The 14,788-nt window shown below is 73.0% G+C and carries 13 protein-coding genes; 2 read left to right on the forward strand and 11 right to left on the reverse strand.

The window, feature by feature from the left end:
• Genes ACZ4Z4_RS26635 through ACZ4Z4_RS26645 form a run of 3 tightly spaced genes read right to left on the reverse strand, consistent with a single transcriptional unit; the run spans position 1 to position 3,655 of the window.
• Complete coding sequence (locus ACZ4Z4_RS26635; RefSeq protein ID WP_468332260.1) at positions 1-1,401, reverse strand: amidase; 1,401 nt, start codon at positions 1,399-1,401, stop codon at positions 1-3.
• Positions 1,398-3,332, reverse strand: coding sequence for a hypothetical protein (locus tag ACZ4Z4_RS26640; protein ID WP_468332263.1), 1,935 nt, complete (start codon positions 3,330-3,332; stop codon positions 1,398-1,400). Before ACZ4Z4_RS26640 ends, ACZ4Z4_RS26635 begins: the two co-directional genes overlap by 4 nt.
• Positions 3,329-3,655: a 4Fe-4S dicluster-binding protein gene (locus ACZ4Z4_RS26645; RefSeq protein ID WP_468332266.1), complete on the reverse strand. Its 327-nt coding sequence runs from the start codon at positions 3,653-3,655 to the stop codon at positions 3,329-3,331. Before ACZ4Z4_RS26645 ends, ACZ4Z4_RS26640 begins: the two co-directional genes overlap by 4 nt.
• A gap of 198 nt (positions 3,656-3,853) precedes the next feature.
• Between ACZ4Z4_RS26645 and ACZ4Z4_RS26650 the strand changes: the two genes are divergently transcribed.
• Complete coding sequence (locus tag ACZ4Z4_RS26650) at positions 3,854-4,336, forward strand: VOC family protein (RefSeq protein ID WP_468332269.1); 483 nt, start codon at positions 3,854-3,856, stop codon at positions 4,334-4,336.
• An 88-nt stretch (positions 4,337-4,424) separates the two neighbouring features.
• Here ACZ4Z4_RS26650 and ACZ4Z4_RS26655 read toward each other — a convergent pair whose 3' ends face one another.
• Together ACZ4Z4_RS26655 and ACZ4Z4_RS26660 are read right to left on the reverse strand one after the other, a co-directional pair.
• Positions 4,425-4,877: a carboxymuconolactone decarboxylase family protein gene (locus tag ACZ4Z4_RS26655; RefSeq protein WP_468332272.1), complete on the reverse strand. Its 453-nt coding sequence runs from the start codon at positions 4,875-4,877 to the stop codon at positions 4,425-4,427.
• A 184-nt stretch (positions 4,878-5,061) separates the two neighbouring features.
• The gene (locus ACZ4Z4_RS26660; protein ID WP_468332275.1) at positions 5,062-7,221 is read right to left on the reverse strand and encodes an MMPL family transporter; all 2,160 of its coding nucleotides are present in this window, start codon (positions 7,219-7,221) and stop codon (positions 5,062-5,064) included.
• A 241-nt stretch (positions 7,222-7,462) separates the two neighbouring features.
• Here ACZ4Z4_RS26660 and ACZ4Z4_RS26665 point away from each other — a divergent pair, with 241 nt between their 5' ends.
• A complete protein-coding gene (locus ACZ4Z4_RS26665; protein ID WP_468332544.1) occupies positions 7,463-8,332 on the forward strand; it encodes a sigma-70 family RNA polymerase sigma factor in 870 nt (289 codons plus the stop codon).
• A 25-nt stretch (positions 8,333-8,357) separates the two neighbouring features.
• On the opposite strand, the gene ACZ4Z4_RS26670 is transcribed toward ACZ4Z4_RS26665, so the two are convergent.
• The 6 genes from ACZ4Z4_RS26670 to ACZ4Z4_RS26695 form a co-directional block, all read right to left on the reverse strand.
• The gene (locus ACZ4Z4_RS26670; RefSeq protein ID WP_468332547.1) at positions 8,358-9,233 is read right to left on the reverse strand and encodes an alpha/beta hydrolase; all 876 of its coding nucleotides are present in this window, start codon (positions 9,231-9,233) and stop codon (positions 8,358-8,360) included.
• A gap of 269 nt (positions 9,234-9,502) precedes the next feature.
• Positions 9,503-11,098 carry an FAD-dependent monooxygenase gene (locus ACZ4Z4_RS26675; RefSeq protein WP_468332278.1) on the reverse strand — a complete coding sequence of 532 codons (1,596 nt, stop codon included), beginning with the start codon at positions 11,096-11,098 and terminating at the stop codon, positions 9,503-9,505.
• 45 nt (positions 11,099-11,143) lie between these two features.
• Positions 11,144-12,679: an FAD-dependent monooxygenase gene (locus ACZ4Z4_RS26680; protein WP_468332281.1), complete on the reverse strand. Its 1,536-nt coding sequence runs from the start codon at positions 12,677-12,679 to the stop codon at positions 11,144-11,146.
• Position 12,680: 1 nt separating this feature from the next.
• Positions 12,681-13,625 carry an aromatase/cyclase gene (locus ACZ4Z4_RS26685; protein ID WP_468332284.1) on the reverse strand — a complete coding sequence of 315 codons (945 nt, stop codon included), beginning with the start codon at positions 13,623-13,625 and terminating at the stop codon, positions 12,681-12,683.
• Positions 13,626-13,655: 30 nt separating this feature from the next.
• On the reverse strand, positions 13,656-14,441 hold the full coding sequence (fabG, locus tag ACZ4Z4_RS26690) for a 3-oxoacyl-ACP reductase FabG (RefSeq protein WP_468332287.1): 786 nt from the start codon (positions 14,439-14,441) through the stop codon (positions 13,656-13,658).
• 13 nt (positions 14,442-14,454) lie between these two features.
• Entirely contained in the window at positions 14,455-14,724 is a 270-nt protein-coding gene (locus tag ACZ4Z4_RS26695) for an acyl carrier protein (RefSeq protein WP_468332290.1), read from the reverse strand.
• Positions 14,725-14,788: the final 64 nt, after the last annotated feature.

Consider the following 14,788-nt stretch of genomic DNA (forward strand, 5'->3'; position numbering starts at 1 on the left):
TCAGGGGGTCCTTTCGGTGGCGGGGACGAGCGCGTGCCGGGCGCGGGGCGGGGGCAGCGGTCCGAGCTCGCGCTCCAGGCGGCGGGCCACCGTCAGGACCTGGTCGTCGGCGCCGACGGGTCCCACGAGCTGGATGCCCACCGGCAGTCCGGAGCCGGTCAGGCCGGCCGGGAGGGTCACGGCGGGCTGGCCGGTCATGTTGAAGGGGTAGGAGGCGGGTGACCAGGCCAGCCAGAGCAGGTCGCGGGGGTCGGCCGCCCAGGGCGGGGCGATGGCGTCCAGGGCGAACGGCTCGATGGGGACGGTGGCCATGGCCAGCAGGGCGTGCCGGCGCATCACCGCGCGCAGCCGGGTGCGCAGTTGCTGGCGGACTTCTTCGGCGCGCATCAGGGCGGTGCCGCTCAGGGTGCGGCCGTAGCGGACGATTTCCAGGCGGCCCGGGTCGCAGTGTTCTTCGTCCTCGCGGGCGGTGCCGGCCGCTTCGGCCGCGGCCAGGATGTCCACGAGGGCCGGGTAGAGGTCGTCGCAGCGCACCTGGACGCGCTCGACCCGGTGTCCCTGGCCGGCCAGGGCGGCCATCGCCTGTTCGCTGACCGTGCGGATCTCGTCGGTGGTGCCCTCGTACTCGATCCATCCGATGCGCCGGCAGGGGTGGGATGAGGGCAGGTCGATGGAGCCGAGGCCGGAGTCGGGGTCGGCGGGGTGGGGGCCGGCGACGACGGCGGCCAGGGCGGCCGCGTCGGTGACGGTGCGGGCCAGGGTGCCCTGGTGGGCGAGGCGGTCGACGCCGTTGGGGACGTAGGGGACGCGGCCGTAGGAGGGTTTGTAGCCGGCCACGCCGCAGAACGCGGCGGGGATGCGGATGGAGCCGGCCCCGTCGGTGGCCAGGGCGCCCTCGCCCAGGCCGGTGGCCACGGCGGCGGCGGCGCCGCCGCTGGAGCCGCCCGCGGTGAGGTGGGGCGCGTACGGGTTGGCGGTGGGCGGGGTGAGGCGGCCCACGGTGGCGGCGCTCCAGCCGTACTCGGAGGTCGTGGTCTTGCCGATGATGACGGCGCCGGCCGCGCGCAGCCGGGCCACGGCCGGGGCGTCCTTGCGGGCGCGCCGGTTTTCCAGCAGGGAGCCGCGGGTGGTGGGCAGGTCGCGGGTCTGTAGGAGGTCCTTGACCGAGACGGTGACGCCCAGCAGCGGGGCCCTGTGCCAGGCGTCGGTGCCGCGTTCGCGGATGCGCCGGTCGGCCTGTTCGGCGGCGCGCAGGGCCTCGTCGCCGGCGGCGGTGACGAACGCGCCCAGGGTGTCCTGCTCGCGCACGGCGCTCAGCACGTGCTGGACGTGCTCGGTGACGGTGCTCTCCCTGCGGCGCAGGCGCTCGGTGAGCTCGCCGATCGACGAGGCGGCGGTCATCGTGGGGTGCCCAGGGGGTCGGGGCAGGCCGGGCCGGCGGCGGTGATCGTCTGCCAGTGCCATGCGGCGTCGAACGCGGTGACCCGCACGGGCGCCCCGGCCAGGGCGAGTTCGGCGGCCAGGGTGGTGGCGCGGGCGATGAACCGCGCGACGCGGTGGGCGGCGAGCAGGTCCTGTTCGGTGAAGGCGGTGCCCGCGCAGCGCAGCAGGCGCAGGTCGACGAAGCCGTTGAAGGTGCGTCCAGCCACCTCCACGGGCTGCGGGGCGCGGATGGAGAAGCGCACCTTGTTGTTGACGTGCCCGTGGTGGTGCTGGTCGGAGAAGAACGCGATGTCGGGGATGGTGGGCGGCACGAAGTGGTCGCGGGCCACCACGGCGGGGTGGCGGGGCAGGTTGCCGGGGACGAAGTGCCAGGAGTTGTACTGCATGCGCGAGGACATCGCCCAGGCCGCGTCGGCCACCGCCTCGGTGGAGCCGCCGAAGTGGGCGCGGGCCCGGGGCCGGGGCACCACGCAGCAGAAGTAGTGGGTGATGTCCCAGCCGCAGATCTCCGCCCAGCTCTCCGTGTGCAGCGCGTCGATCAGGGCGGGCAGGGAGCGCATGCCGCGGCTCATGGCGAAGTCGACGTCGCAGGCGGCGGCGACAGCCGTCACGCTTGCGTGGACGAGGGCTTCCAGGCCGGTGCCGTAGGGTCCGTGCGGCCGGGCCAGCCACGTGGGATCGGCGGCGGCGCTGTGGCCGAGTTCGTCCAGGGTGGCGCCGTGCAGCGGCAGGCGCCCGGAAAGGTGCCAGCTGATCTCCTCGTCCAGCCGGCGGGCGCCCTGGGCGGGGGCGGCGATGCGCTCCACCTTGTGCATGAGGGTGCCGTGGATCTCGCGGTAGAGGGGGGCCTGGCGGATCACCTGCCGACGGCGGGTGCCCAGTGCCTCGGCGAGGGTGTGCAGGTCCTCCATGGTGGGCGAGGCGGCGGGGGCGACCGGTTCGCCGGGGACGCCGTTGTAGGAGCGGCGGATGCGCTCCAGCATGGCGGCGACGTGGTCGAGGCTCAGCTGGGTGCCGTTGGCCTCCTCGACACGGCCGAAGCCGGCCGAGCGGATGAGCAGGGTCAGGCCCGCCACCAGCTGCACGTCGTGGTCCGACCACAGTTCCAGGGGCAGTTGTTGCAGGCTGCTCAGGACGCAGTCGGGATGTCCGGGCCACAGCGTCTTGCCGGTGAGGCTGTTCTGCTCGCGGAAGTTGGTGTACTGGCGGTGCTCCTGGTAGAGGACGAAGGGGGCGGTGCGCAGGGCGGCTTCCTTGGCCTGTTCCAGGAGGGCGTCGCGGCCCTTGTCGCCCTGGCGTTCCAGCCAGGCGCGGCAGTCGGCCAGGGTGGCGGCGGCGCGGGCGGCGGCGCGGTTCAGCTCGGCGTGGTAGGCGCGGGCGGCCTGTAGCGACCAGGGCACGCGCACGACCCCGCCGACCAGGTCGCGGCGGTTAAGGGGGCCCTGGGCGGGGCCGCGCAGCAGGATCCGGCCGGTGGTGGCCAGCGCCAGCTCGCCGACGAAGACGGGTTCCTCCTCGGCGGCCTCGATGAGGTCGAGGGCCGTATCGGGACCGGTGTCTGCGGCATCGTCGGCCTGAGGGCGCCAGGTCAGCTGCCACAGCGCCCGGAAGGCGGCCTCGTCGGAGGTGCTCAGCGCCCGCAGCTGCACCTCGGGAGGCACGTGCCCGTCCAGGCTGAGCAGGGTGTCCACGCAGGTGCGCAGGTCCGCCGCGGTGCGGGCGCGTTCCCAGACCCTCTTTAGGAGGCCGGGGAACCCGGCGCCGGGCTCGCGGGTGCGGTCCGGCCCCGGGGCGGTGCCCGCGGGGGTGCCCAGCCTGCTGGGGCGGCGGCTGACGCGTTTCCTGGCGTTGGCGGCACGGCGGCTCTCGCGTTCGGCCGGCCCGTTCACGAGGCGTCCGAGGACAGCTCGATGTGGCTCCACAGGCTCGCGTCGGTGGGGTCCCAGTCCTCGTCGACGTAGATGCAGTCGACGGGGCACTCGAGTACGCAGGCGGGACAGCCCGAGCACAGTTCGGGAATGATGATGACGTCGAGACCGCGGTCGAATATGGCGCCGAACTCCTCGGGGCAGCTGCGCAGGCAGCTGTCGCAGGTGATGCACTCCGAGGTTTCTATGCGGCGCGGTGGCTTCTTCCAGTTCTCGCCGCGAGTTCGCGCGGCGATCCGCTGGGAACGGGCGGATTTCGCCGCCGGTAATGCGTTCTCGCTCACGGAACACTCACCCTTCGGGTCGGTTCGAGACGCCCACATCGTTACGACGGGGTCTCGACCACTCCATGAGCTTCGGTGGTGGATTACTCGACTGCTTTGTTCAACCGGAGAAATGCTCGGTTGAACAGTGGCGGGCGACCGATACCGTCGGGCCGGGAAGCCGACGCCGGACACCGACCACGAACAGGAGCAGCCACGATGCCTGCGACACCGGGTCCGAAACTGATGACGTTCCTGACCTTCAGGAGCCGGGCCGAGGAGGCGCTGGAGTTCTACACCGCGCTCTTCGACAACTCCGAGGTGCACCGGATGATCCGGGCCAGGGCCGGGGAGCCGGGATGGGAGGAAGGAACACTTCAGCACGCCGTCTTTACACTCGACGGGCAAATGTTCATGTGTACGAACATGCCGCCGCCCGGGGCCGTTGGATACGATCTTGCGCCGTGGGATTCGTATGAGTTCTCCCCCGCGACCGCGATATACGTGCAGTGCGAATCGGAAAGCGAATTCGATCGCCTCTACACGGCGCTTCGCGAGAAGGGTGAGGTCATCATGCCGGCGGGCGGGTATGAATTCAGTGCCCGGTTCGGGTGGCTGACCGACCGGTTCGGGGTGTCGTGGCGCATCAATCTCGTACCGGCCAGGGGCGCGCGCGCCCGGCGGGCGGCGCAGGAGGGCTGAGCCGGACCCTCAAACCGGCAGACGGACACGGCTGAGGCCGGCCCACCGATGGAGGTGGCCGGCCTCAGCCGTGTCCGTGCCCGGCCGGTCAGCCCCAGGCGCCGGCCACCTGCTTGGTGGTCACGTTCAGACGGTTGAAGAAGTTGGTCAGGGAGACCATCAGGATCAGGGCCGCCAGACCCTTCTCGTCGTAGTGGGCCTTGGCGCGCTCCCACACGTCGTCGGGCACCGGGTCGCTGCGGTCGGCCAGCCGGGTGGCGGACTCGGCCAGCTCCAGCGCGGCGCGCTCGGCGTCGGTGAAGTAGTTCGTCTCCCGCCAGGCGGCGACGGCGAACAGGCGCTCCTCGGTCTCACCGGCCTTGCGGGCGCCACGGGCTCCGGAGTCCACACAGGGGCTACAGCCGTTGATCTGGCTCGCGCGCAGGTGGACCAGGTCCAGGGTCGTCTTGGGGACCCCGCCGGAGTAGATCGCCTTGTACAGGTCCTGCACAGGCTGGGTGGCGTCAAGGATCATCGCCGGGTTCTGCAGGCGCGCTTCCATGGTTCTTCCTCTCTCGATCAATATCCGACGCCGCTCGGGCGGCGTCACTGCTATGACGAACGGGGGCGGACATGTGTGACAGCGGCGGGCCACCGGGCCGGGGTGGACCTGGCGGGGTGGTGCGGGGGCGGGCGCCGCGCCGCGGGGGAATCCGGCGCGGCGCCCGTTCCGTCCGGCGCGCCGGTCAGGTGCCGACGTCGACGCGGGCGGTCTGTGCGGGGCGCTCGCCGGCCGGCGGCGCCTCGTCCTCGGGGTGGCCCGGGCGCCAGATGCGCGGGCCGATGCCGAGGGAGAGTGCGGGGATCAGCAGGCTGCGCACCAGGAAGGTGTCCAGCAGGATGCCGATCGCGATGAGCAGGCCCTGCTGGAGCGAGCCCACGGTGGGGATGGCGGCCAGGACGCAGAAGGTGGCCGCAAGGACGACGCCCGCGGAGGTGATGACGCCGCCGGTGACGGTGAGGCCGGTCAGGGTGCCCTCGCGGTGGCCGCGCAGCTTGACCTCCTCCCGGACCCGGGCCATCAGGAAGATCGTGTAGTCCACCCCGAGCGCGACCAGGAACAGGAAGCCGATCAGCAGCAGCCCGCGGTCGATGCGCGGGTAGTCGATGGCGTGGAAGAGCAGGGAGGCCGCGCCGACGGCGGAGGCGTAGGAGAGCACCACCGAGGCCAGCAGGACGAGCGGGGCGACCACCGCGCGCAGCACCAGGACCAGCATGAGCAGGACGACCGCGAGGATCAGCGGGATCAGCAGCATCTCCTCGTCCTTCTGGGCCTCGGAGGTGTCGAGCACGATCGCGGTCTGGCCGCCCACGACGGCGTCCGCGCTCTCTCCCCCGGCCCGGTCCAGGGCCGTGCGCAGCCGTTCGACGGTGTCCTTGGCCGCCGCGCTGTCGGGGGCGTCCTCGAACACGGCCGTCAGGTGGGTCCAGCCGCCCGCGGTCCGCTCGGTGGCCGCGGACTCCACGCCGGAGACGTCCTGGACGGTCCGCAGGGCGGCGCCGGCACCGGCGGCGGGCACGTAGATGTCGGCGGGCGCCGAGGAGCCGGCGGGGAAGTGCTCGGCCAGCAGCCGCTGGCCCTCGACGGAGTCGACGGTCTTGGTGAACTGCTCGGCCTGGGTCTGGCCGGTCTCCACCGTGGTGGTGCCGAGCGCCAGGACAGCCAGGACGCCCAGGGAGGCGGCCCAGATGACGCGCGGCCTGCGGCCCACGGCCTGCGCCACGCGGGCCCAGGCGCCGTGCTCCTTCTCCACGCTCGCGTCGTAGCCGGGGGTGTGGCGCGGCACGAAGGGCCAGAACGTCCAGCGGCCCAGGATGACCAGCAGGGCGGGCAGCAGCGAGGTCATCGCCAGGAAGACCACCGCGATGCCGATGGCCACCACCGGGCCCAGGCCCTGGGTGGAGTTCATGCTGCCGAAGACCAGGCAGAGCGTGGCGACGCCCACGGTGGCCGCCGAGGCCGCCAGCGCCGGCATCGAGCGGCCCACGGCGATCTGCATCGCCTCGTGCCGGTCGGCGTGGCGGTGCAGTTCCTCGCGGTAGCGGGCGATGAGCAGCAGGGCGTAGTCGGTGCCCACGCCCACGCACAGGATCATCAGGATGTACGCGCTGAGTCCGTTGACGAGCAGGCCGGCGTGTTTGGCCAGCAGGTAGACCACGCCGCTGGCGACCTGGCTGGCCAAAAAGACGGTCAGCAGCGGGACGATCCACAGCACGGGGCTGCGGTAGGTCAGCAGGAGCAGCAGGGCGACGACGCCGAGGGCCGCGCCCAGCAGGGCGCCGTCCATGCCGCTGTAGACCTCGGCGAAGTCGCGGACGCTGCCGGCCTCGCCGGCGACGCGGATGTCCAGGCCGTCCGGCGCACCGCCCTTGACGATGTCCTCGGACTCGTTCACGGCGTCGGTGAGCACCGCGTTGTCGCTGGGGCTGGTGCGCAGCGGGTAGCTGAGGAAGGCGGCCTTGCCGTCCTCGGAGACCTCGGGCTCGGGCACGTCGCCGACCGCGACGTCGTTCTCCAGTTCGGTGCGGTCCGCCGCTATCTTCTGCCGGTCGGCGTCGGTGAGTCCGCCGCCGCGGGCGTAGATGACGATGGCGGTGCTGCTGTCCTTGTCGGCGAAGTGCTTCTCCGCCAGTTCCACCGCCTGGGTCGACTGGGCGCTGGAGGGCAGCCAGGTCTCGGGGTCGTTGTCCTGGACGTCTCCCAGCTTGGCCGCGAGGGAGCCGCCCGCCATGATCAGCACCAGCCAGATGACGAGCACGGCCCACTTGGAGCGGCGGCCGCTGACCATCCGGGCGTAACGGGTCAGGAGGCCGGCCGCACCCCCCGAATCGTCACCATGCGTCACTGGTCGCTGACGTAGAGTTGTCATGGATGCTCGCAAAGGGTCAGGGAGCCTGCTCTCGACAGCTCCGAGCTGAATCCGGGAGAGAGCGCGACCAGGGGCGCGGAGCCTGCCGTGGCCGGCGGCTTCCGCATCCCGTCACACGCGGGTGGTCCCGTTCGTCACTGCTATGACGCCCGGCAGCGCGAAGATGTGACAGGCGTCTGTCACGCACCGACCGGGATCGAAGGGGACGACGGTGGTCATGCAGGAAAACGAACGGCTGGCACGCGCATTCGAGGAGAAGCGTCCGCGGCTGCGCGCCGTGGCCCAGCGCATGCTCGGTTCGTCCGACGAGGCCGAGGACGCCGTGCAGGAGGCCTGGATCAGGCTGCACCGCAGCGAGAGCGACAGCGTGGAGAACCTCGACGGCTGGCTCACCACGGTGGTGGGGCGGGTCTGCCTGGACATGCTCCGCGCCCGCAACCGCCGCGAGGAGTTCCTCGCCGAACACGCCGAACCCTCGGGCGAGCCCCGCACCGAGGAACTCTCCGACCCGGAGCAGGCGGCCGTGCTGGCCGACTCCGTGGGGCTGGCGATGCTGGTGGTCCTGGACACGCTCGACCCCGACGAGCGGCTCGCCTTCGTCCTGCACGACACCTTCGCCGTGCCGTTCGCCGACATCGCCGCGATCATCGGGCGCAGCCCGGCGGCCACCCGGCAGCTGGCCAGCCGCGCCCGCCGGCGCGTGCACGGTGCCTCTCCCCTGCCCGACCTGCAACGCCAGCACAAGGTCGTGGACGCGTTCCTGACCGCCGCGCGCAGCGGCGAGTTCGAGCGGCTGCTGACCCTGCTGGCCCCCGATGCCACCATGCACGCCGACGACACGGCGGTACGCATCGGGGCCGCGCCGCTGACCGAGGGCGCCCGGGGCGTGGCGCGCATCTTCTCCGGCGGCGCCGAAGCGGCCCGCATCGCGCTCATCGACGGCTCGGTGGGCGCCGTGTGGCAGTCCAAGACGCGCCCGATCGTGGTCTTCAACTTCACCATCGAGGACGGGAAGATCACCGCCATCGACCTGGTGGCCGGGCCCGAGCGGCTGAAGGAACTGGACATCGTGGTCCTGGACGCCTGAGCGAGGTGCGAGGGCGGGCGGCCGGTCAGGTTCCGGGGCCGGCCGGTGCGGCGGGCGGGGGAAGGCAGTCCTCCAAAAATGCCAGGGCCCGCAGGTGGTAGGCGCGGGCCGTCCAGCCCAGGCTGACGTTGTGGCCCGCGTCCGGCTGGCGCTCCAGCAGGACGCGCGGGGAGGCGGTGAACGCGGCCGCCAGGGCGGCCAGTTCGGCCTCCTCCTGGCGCCACCACCCCTCGTGCTCGGCGAAGGTGAGCCGCACCGGCACCCGCACCCGGGCCGCGATCCGGTCGAACGCGCCCGGCCAGGACGCCAGGTCGGCCGCCTCCCGCGCGGGCATCGGCGCCACCACGTCCGCACTGGCCCGGAAGGTGCCCGGCGGATACAGCCGCAGCGGACCCCAGTGCCGGCGCCGGTTTCCGGGCCGCCCGGCGCGCACCTCCTCCTCGGCGCCCGCCGCGTACCGTCGGCCGCAGCCCGAGACGTCCACGCCGAGCAGCCCGTCGCCGGGCCGGGCGTGGGCTGCGGCCGACAGGGCCAGCTTGCCGCCGAAGGAGTGCGCCAGCAGGAAGACGCCCGCGCCCACCCGGTGGCGGCGGGCGAAGTCGGCGACGGCCGCGCGCAGCAGCGGGGTCTGCTCGGCGACCGGCAGCCCGCCGGGCAGCGCGGCGGCGGACCGGCCGTAGCCGGGGCGGTCCACCGCCAGCACCGTGTGGCCCAGCCGGGCCCCGAGCCGCAGCAGGGACAGCTCCGGGCGGGCCGCCCCGTCGAAGTACCCCGCACTCATGCCACCGCCGTGCACCGCCACGACCAGCGCGCGCGGGACGGCGCCGACGGGTTCGCACAGCAGGGCGGACAGGGCCAACCCACCCGCGTCCAGCACGACTTGGCGTACCTCACCGGCCAGGGCGGCCGGCGGGGCCTTGCCGGAGGCCTCCTTGCCGGAGGGTTCCACGCCGGTGGGCCCCCTACCGCCGGGCTCCACGCCGACGGCCTCCCTACCCACAGGCTCCACGCCGACGGCCTCCCTACCCACAGGCTCCACGCCGACGGCCTCCTCACCGGTAGGTTCCCTACCGACGGCCTCCACGCCGGTGGGCCCCCTACCGGCGGGCTCCTCGCCGGTCGGTGTCCCGCGCCGCGGGCCCGCCGTGGCCGGCCCCGGGGCGGGTGCCACTACGCGGCTCGTTCCTCGCCGAACCACTGGGCCAGTGCGCCGGCGAGGCCGTCCGGTGAGCCCTGGCCCGTCCAGACGACGTGGCCGTCGGGTCGCACCAGGACCGCGTCCAGGCCGGCCAGTACGTCACTGGCGCCCTCCGCCGGCTTGGCGGTGGCCGTCACCACGTCGACGCGGTCGGCCCAGCGGGCGGCGATGTCACGGGTCCCGGCGTCGTCGGCCAGGTCGAGCAGGACACCGCGCGCCGGGTGCAGCAGGCGCAGTGTGTCGCTCTCGCCGTCGGCGCCGGTCAGCGGGCGCTTGGCCAGGCGGCGGCCGAGCAGGGGGTGGGCGGAGGCGGAGGGCGCCGCGTCCTGCGTGGGGGCTGCTCCGGGGGTCCCAGGGGTGCCGGAGGTGCCGGGTGTGTCGGTCGTGGCGGGGGTGTGTACGTCGTAGCGGATGTCGAGGTGGCTGACGATGCCCGCCAGGTGGCGTTTGACCTCGTCGTGTTCGAGGAGTTCGGTGAACAGGGCGCGCAGCGGGTCCGCCTGTTCGCCGCCCAGGAAGACGATGCCCTGCGCGCGGGTGTTCATCAGCAGGCGCCGGCCCACCGGGTGCCGCTCGGCGTGGTAGGTGTCCAGCAGGCCGGCCGGGGCGGTGCCGCGCACCGTGGCGGCCAGTTTCCAGCCGAGGTTGGCCGCGTCCTGCACGCCGGTGCTCAGTCCCTGCCCGCCGGCCGGCAGGTGGATGTGTGCCGCGTCGCCCGCCAGCAGCACCCGCCCGCGCCGGTAGGTGCCGGCCTGGCGGGTGGCGTCGCTGAAGGAGGAGACCCACTGGGCGCTGCCGGCGCTGATGTCCTCGCCGGTGATGTGCTGCCAGGCGGCGGCGACCTCGGCGAAGGTGACGTCGTCGTCGCGGTCGCGGGCCGGGACGCCGTGCGGGCAGACGATGATGCGGTCCACGTCCTCCTTCAGCGGGGCCGCCATCACCATGCCGTGGGGCAGCCGCTCGCCCAGGAAGCGGGGCTTGAGGTGGCAGCCGACGACGTCGGCCAGGAACATGGTGCGGCTTGCGGGCAGGCCGGGGAAGTCGAAGCCGGCCGCCTTGCGGATGCCGCTCTGTCCGCCGTCGCAGCCCACCAGGTAGGCGGCGCGCAGCTGCCGGGTTCCGTCGGGGGTGGCGACGGTGGCCTCGACATGGTCGCCGTCGAGGAAGCCCTCGGCCAGGCCCAGGACGTCCCAGCCGCGCCGGATGTCCGCGCCGAGCTCCAGTGCCCACGCCTCCAGGACGGCCTCGGTCTCGTTCTGCGGGATGCCGCGGGCCCCGAAGTGCGCGTCCTCCAGCGTGGTGTAGTCGAACTGCACTCCGCCGAAGTGGCCCAGGGGGCTGGTCGCGAGTGTCTCGCCCTGTCCGAACCGGGGCAGCAGCCCGCGCTGGTCGAACACCTCCATGGCCCGGGCGGTGAAGCCCAGCCCCCGGGACTGCCCGGTCGGTTCGGCCAGGCGCTCCACGACGGTGACGCGGGCCCCGCCCAGGCGCAGTTCACCCGCGAGCATCAGCCCCGTCGGTCCGGCGCCGACCACGATGACGTCGGTGTCCACCGCTGTCCCTGCCATGATTGTCCTGCCTCTCCTCGCTCGGATCTGGTCTGTCGGTCGCAGTCAGCGGGGGGTGCCGAACCAGCGCTCCAGGGCGGCCGCCAGGCCGTCGTCGCCGGGCTGCGCGCCGGTGTCCTGTGCCCAGAGGACGTAGCCGTCCGGGCGCACCGCCACCGCGGCCACCTTCGCCAGCTCGCCCGCCTCGCCGTCCGGCTCGGGGCGGGCCGCCACCAGGTCGATGCGGTCGGCCCACCCCTCCCCCACGGCCGGCACCCGGCCCTCCAGGCCCAGCAGCAGCCCGCGCCCGGACCTGAGCAGTTCCAGGGTGGTGCAGGTGGAGCTGCCCACCCGCAGCCGGGCGTGCGGCAGGCGCAGGCCGGCCAGGCGGTGGCCGGAGGCGCAGCCGGCGTAGCGGATGTCGAGGCCGCTGATCATTGCGGCGAGGCGGGTGCGTACCTGTTCGTGGGGCAGCAGCTCCGCGAGGAGCGTGCGCAGCGGCTCCACCTCGCGGCTGCCCAGCAGCAGCATCGCCTGGGCGCGGATGTTGGCCAGGACGGCGCTGCCCACGGCGTGCCGTTCCTGGTGGTAGGTGTCCAGCAGGTCCTCGGGGGCATGGCCGGTCAGGACGGCGGCGAGTTTCCAGCCGAGGTTGAAGGCGTCTTGCAGGCCCAGGTTGAGGGCCTGGCCGCCGATGGGCATCTGGCGGTGGGCGGCGTCGCCGGCGTACAGGACGCGGCCGTGCCGGTACTGGGCGAGCTGGTGGTTGGCGTCGTCGAAGTGGTTGACCCACAGGGGGGTGCCGGCGCTGATGTCCTCGCCGGTCACCCGCTGCCAGGCGGCGGCCATCTCCTCGAACCGGGGCGGCCGGGTGCGCTGTTGGGCGGCTGCTCCGAACTCGTGGACCATCACCCGGGTCACCCCGTCGGGGCGGCGTGCGGCGATGGCCAGGCCGTGCGGCAGCCGCTGGAAGCGCCGGTCGGGGATGTCGATGTTCTCGACGTCGGCGCGCAGCAGTTCGCGGGCGGCCGCCCGGCCGGGGAAGTCGGCGCCGGTCAGGCGGCGCACCGTGGAGTCCTGGCCGTCGCAGGCCACCAGGTACTGGCCGCGCAGGCGGACGGGGCGTCCGTCGCGGCCGACGGCTTCGGCCTCGACGCGCTCGCCGTCCTGGGTGAGGTCGAGCAGTTGCAGCCGGTGGCCGCAGCGGATGTCCGCGCCCAGCGAGAGCGCCCACTCCTCCAGGACCGATTCGGTCTTGGTCTGGGGCACCTTGTGCTGGCCGGGGTAGGCGCCGGGCAGGGTGAGGTCCAGGGGCAGGCCGCCGAAGTGGCCGCGCGCCTCGGTGGGTGCCCGGCCGAGGTCGGTGAGCAGGCCGCGGCTGTCGAAGATCTCCATGGTGCGGGCGTGCAGGGTGGAGGCCCGTGACTCCTTGGTGGGGCGGTGGCGCTGTTCGACGACGGCCACCTGGATGCCGTGCAGGCACAGTTCGGCGGTGAGCAGCAGTCCCACGGGGCCGGCGCCGACGACGATGACCTGGGTGTCCATCACGTCGGTGCGGCCGGGTCCGGCCCGGCGGGTGCGGTCGGCGTCGTGGGCGGCCACCTCAGCGCTTCCGCTCCGCGTAGTCCTTGGCGTGGCCCAGGGTGGCGCGGCTGTTGGTGCTCAGGGCGCTGTGTACGTAGTCGCGGGCGTCGGCGACCGTGGCCTGTCCGCCGAGGATCTTGGCGATGTTGGCGGTGTTGAGGCAGACGGTGTGCTGGGAGCTTGCCTCGGTGGTGCCGGGGCCGGTTTCGGTGAACGTCCACACGCCGGTGTGCAGGGTCATCAGGGCGGGCAGGGTGACCTGCTTGTAGGCGATCTTGTGGGTGTCCAGGGCGACCCGGTAGGACTTGGTGGTGTGCACCGTACCGTCCTTGGCGCGGGTGTCCATCTCCAGGATCTGAAGGCCGGGGGCGGGTTCTTCGAAGCGTACGGTGGCCACGTGCGGCAGCCGCTCGGGCCAGCGGTCGGCTTCGTTGACGAAGGCGAAGACGTCCTTGGCGGCGCCGTTGATGTGCACGGTGTCGGTGAAGGAGAAGAGGAGTTCCTCGCTCTCGGCGGCGTGGGTGTGTTCGACGTTGTCCTTGAGCGCGGCCAGTTCCGAGGTGCTGTTGGTGTCCACGGCCCGGTCGATCCACTCCAGGTCCTGCGGGTTGTCGTCGATGGCCCGGTAGTCGTGCAGCAGCCGGACGCGGGCGCGGGCGGCGCCCAGCGGTTCGACGATCCAGGTGCCGCCCATCGCGGCGACCGGGGCGGTGGTGATCTCCTGGCGGAAGTCGATGCGCAGGTCCCGGGCGTCCAGGGTGCGGCGCGAGGTCCAGTTCTTGGCCTGGCCGTTGGCGGTGGCCCAGATGTGGATGCGCTCGTGGTGGTCGCCGGTGTCCTGGCGTTCGACGTGGATGGTGGGCGGGAAGATCTGCGGCCAGTGGCTCACGTCCGCCAGCAGGCGGTAGACGGTGGCCGCGGGCGCGCCGACGGTGATCTCGTGTTCGACCTGACGCGTCGTCATGACGGTGGCTCCTTGGGCGGGTCGGGGCGGTCAGAAGTTGCCGAGTCCGCCGCAGACGTTGAGGGCCTGGGAGGTGATGGAGGCGGCGGTGTCGGAGGCCAGGTAGCCGATCAGGCCGGCGACTTCCTCGGGGGTGCTGTAGCGGCCGAGGGGGATCTTGGCCTGGAACTTGGTGAGGATCGCCTCCTCGGTGGTGTCGTAGGCGGCGGCGTAGCCCTGGCGCACCCGCTGGGCCATGGGGGTCTCCACGTAGCCGGGGCAGACGGCGTTGACGGTGATGCCGGTGGGGGCCAGTTCGTTGCCGAGGGCCTTGGTGAAGCCGACGACGCCGTGTTTGGAGGCGGAGTAGGGGGCGCCCAGGACGACGCCCTGCTTGCCGGCGGTGGAGGCGACGTTGATGATGCGGCCGCGGTCCCGGTTGCGCATGCCGCCGGTGGTGAGCACCGCGCGGGTCATGCGGAAGACGCTGGTGAGGTTGGTGTCGATGACGTCGTCCCACAGCTCGTCGGTGAGGTCCGCGGTGACGCCGCCGCCGGAGCGGCCGGCGTTGTTGACCAGGACGTCGATGCGGCCGTAGCGGTCGACGGCGGCCTGCACGAAGGAGGTGACGGAGGCGCCGTCGCGCACGTCAAGCACCTGGCCCTCGGCCTCGAGGCCGTCGTTGCGCAGGGACTTGACGGTGGTGATGACGTCGCTTGCGGTGCGTGCGCCCAAAAAGACCAGGTGGCCCTGGGTGGCCAGCAGCCGGGCGGTGGCCAGGCCGATGCCGCTGGTGGCGCCGGTGACGAGCGCGACGCGGGAGGTGGACTGGGTCATGGCGGGTGTCCTCTCAGGCCGCGCGGGCGGCGGCCAGCCGCTCGTTGACGGTGTCGATCAGTTCCCGGGGGGTCAGGGCGTCGGTCAGCGTGTCGTCGTCGAGGGAGATGCCGTACTCGCGCTCGATGCAGCCGCCGGTCTCCAGCAGGGCGAGCGACTCGTAGCCCAGCAGGGCGAAGGTGGTGTCCAGGATGTCGTCGTCGGGCTGGGTGGTCTCGTCGGCGCCGGCGGCCTCGACGAGGATGCGCTTGAGGTCGGTGAGGGTGAAGGGTCGGTCACTCATGGCGGTGTGCTTCCTTAACGTCTTGGGCCCGGCCGGTGCGGCGGTGTGCCGACGCCGGGGCGGG

It is taken from the genome of Streptomyces sp. NPDC030245, assembly GCF_055572995.1.

Bases quoted from the DNA above. Each gene is read 5' to 3' on its own strand.
- ACZ4Z4_RS26695 (WP_468332290.1), bottom strand. From the start codon at position 14,724: ATGAGTGACCGACCCTTCACCCTCACCGACCTCAAGCGCATCCTCGTC.
- fabG (WP_468332287.1), bottom strand. From the start codon at position 14,441: ATGACCCAGTCCACCTCCCGCGTCGCGCTCGTCACCGGCGCCACCAGC.
- ACZ4Z4_RS26650 (WP_468332269.1), top strand. From the start codon at position 3,854: ATGCCTGCGACACCGGGTCCGAAACTGATGACGTTCCTGACCTTCAGG.
- ACZ4Z4_RS26665 (WP_468332544.1), top strand. From the start codon at position 7,463: ATGCAGGAAAACGAACGGCTGGCACGCGCATTCGAGGAGAAGCGTCCG.
- ACZ4Z4_RS26635 (WP_468332260.1), bottom strand. From the start codon at position 1,401: ATGACCGCCGCCTCGTCGATCGGCGAGCTCACCGAGCGCCTGCGCCGC.
- ACZ4Z4_RS26675 (WP_468332278.1), bottom strand. From the start codon at position 11,098: ATGGCAGGGACAGCGGTGGACACCGACGTCATCGTGGTCGGCGCCGGA.
- ACZ4Z4_RS26655 (WP_468332272.1), bottom strand. From the start codon at position 4,877: ATGGAAGCGCGCCTGCAGAACCCGGCGATGATCCTTGACGCCACCCAG.
- ACZ4Z4_RS26685 (WP_468332284.1), bottom strand. From the start codon at position 13,625: ATGACGACGCGTCAGGTCGAACACGAGATCACCGTCGGCGCGCCCGCG.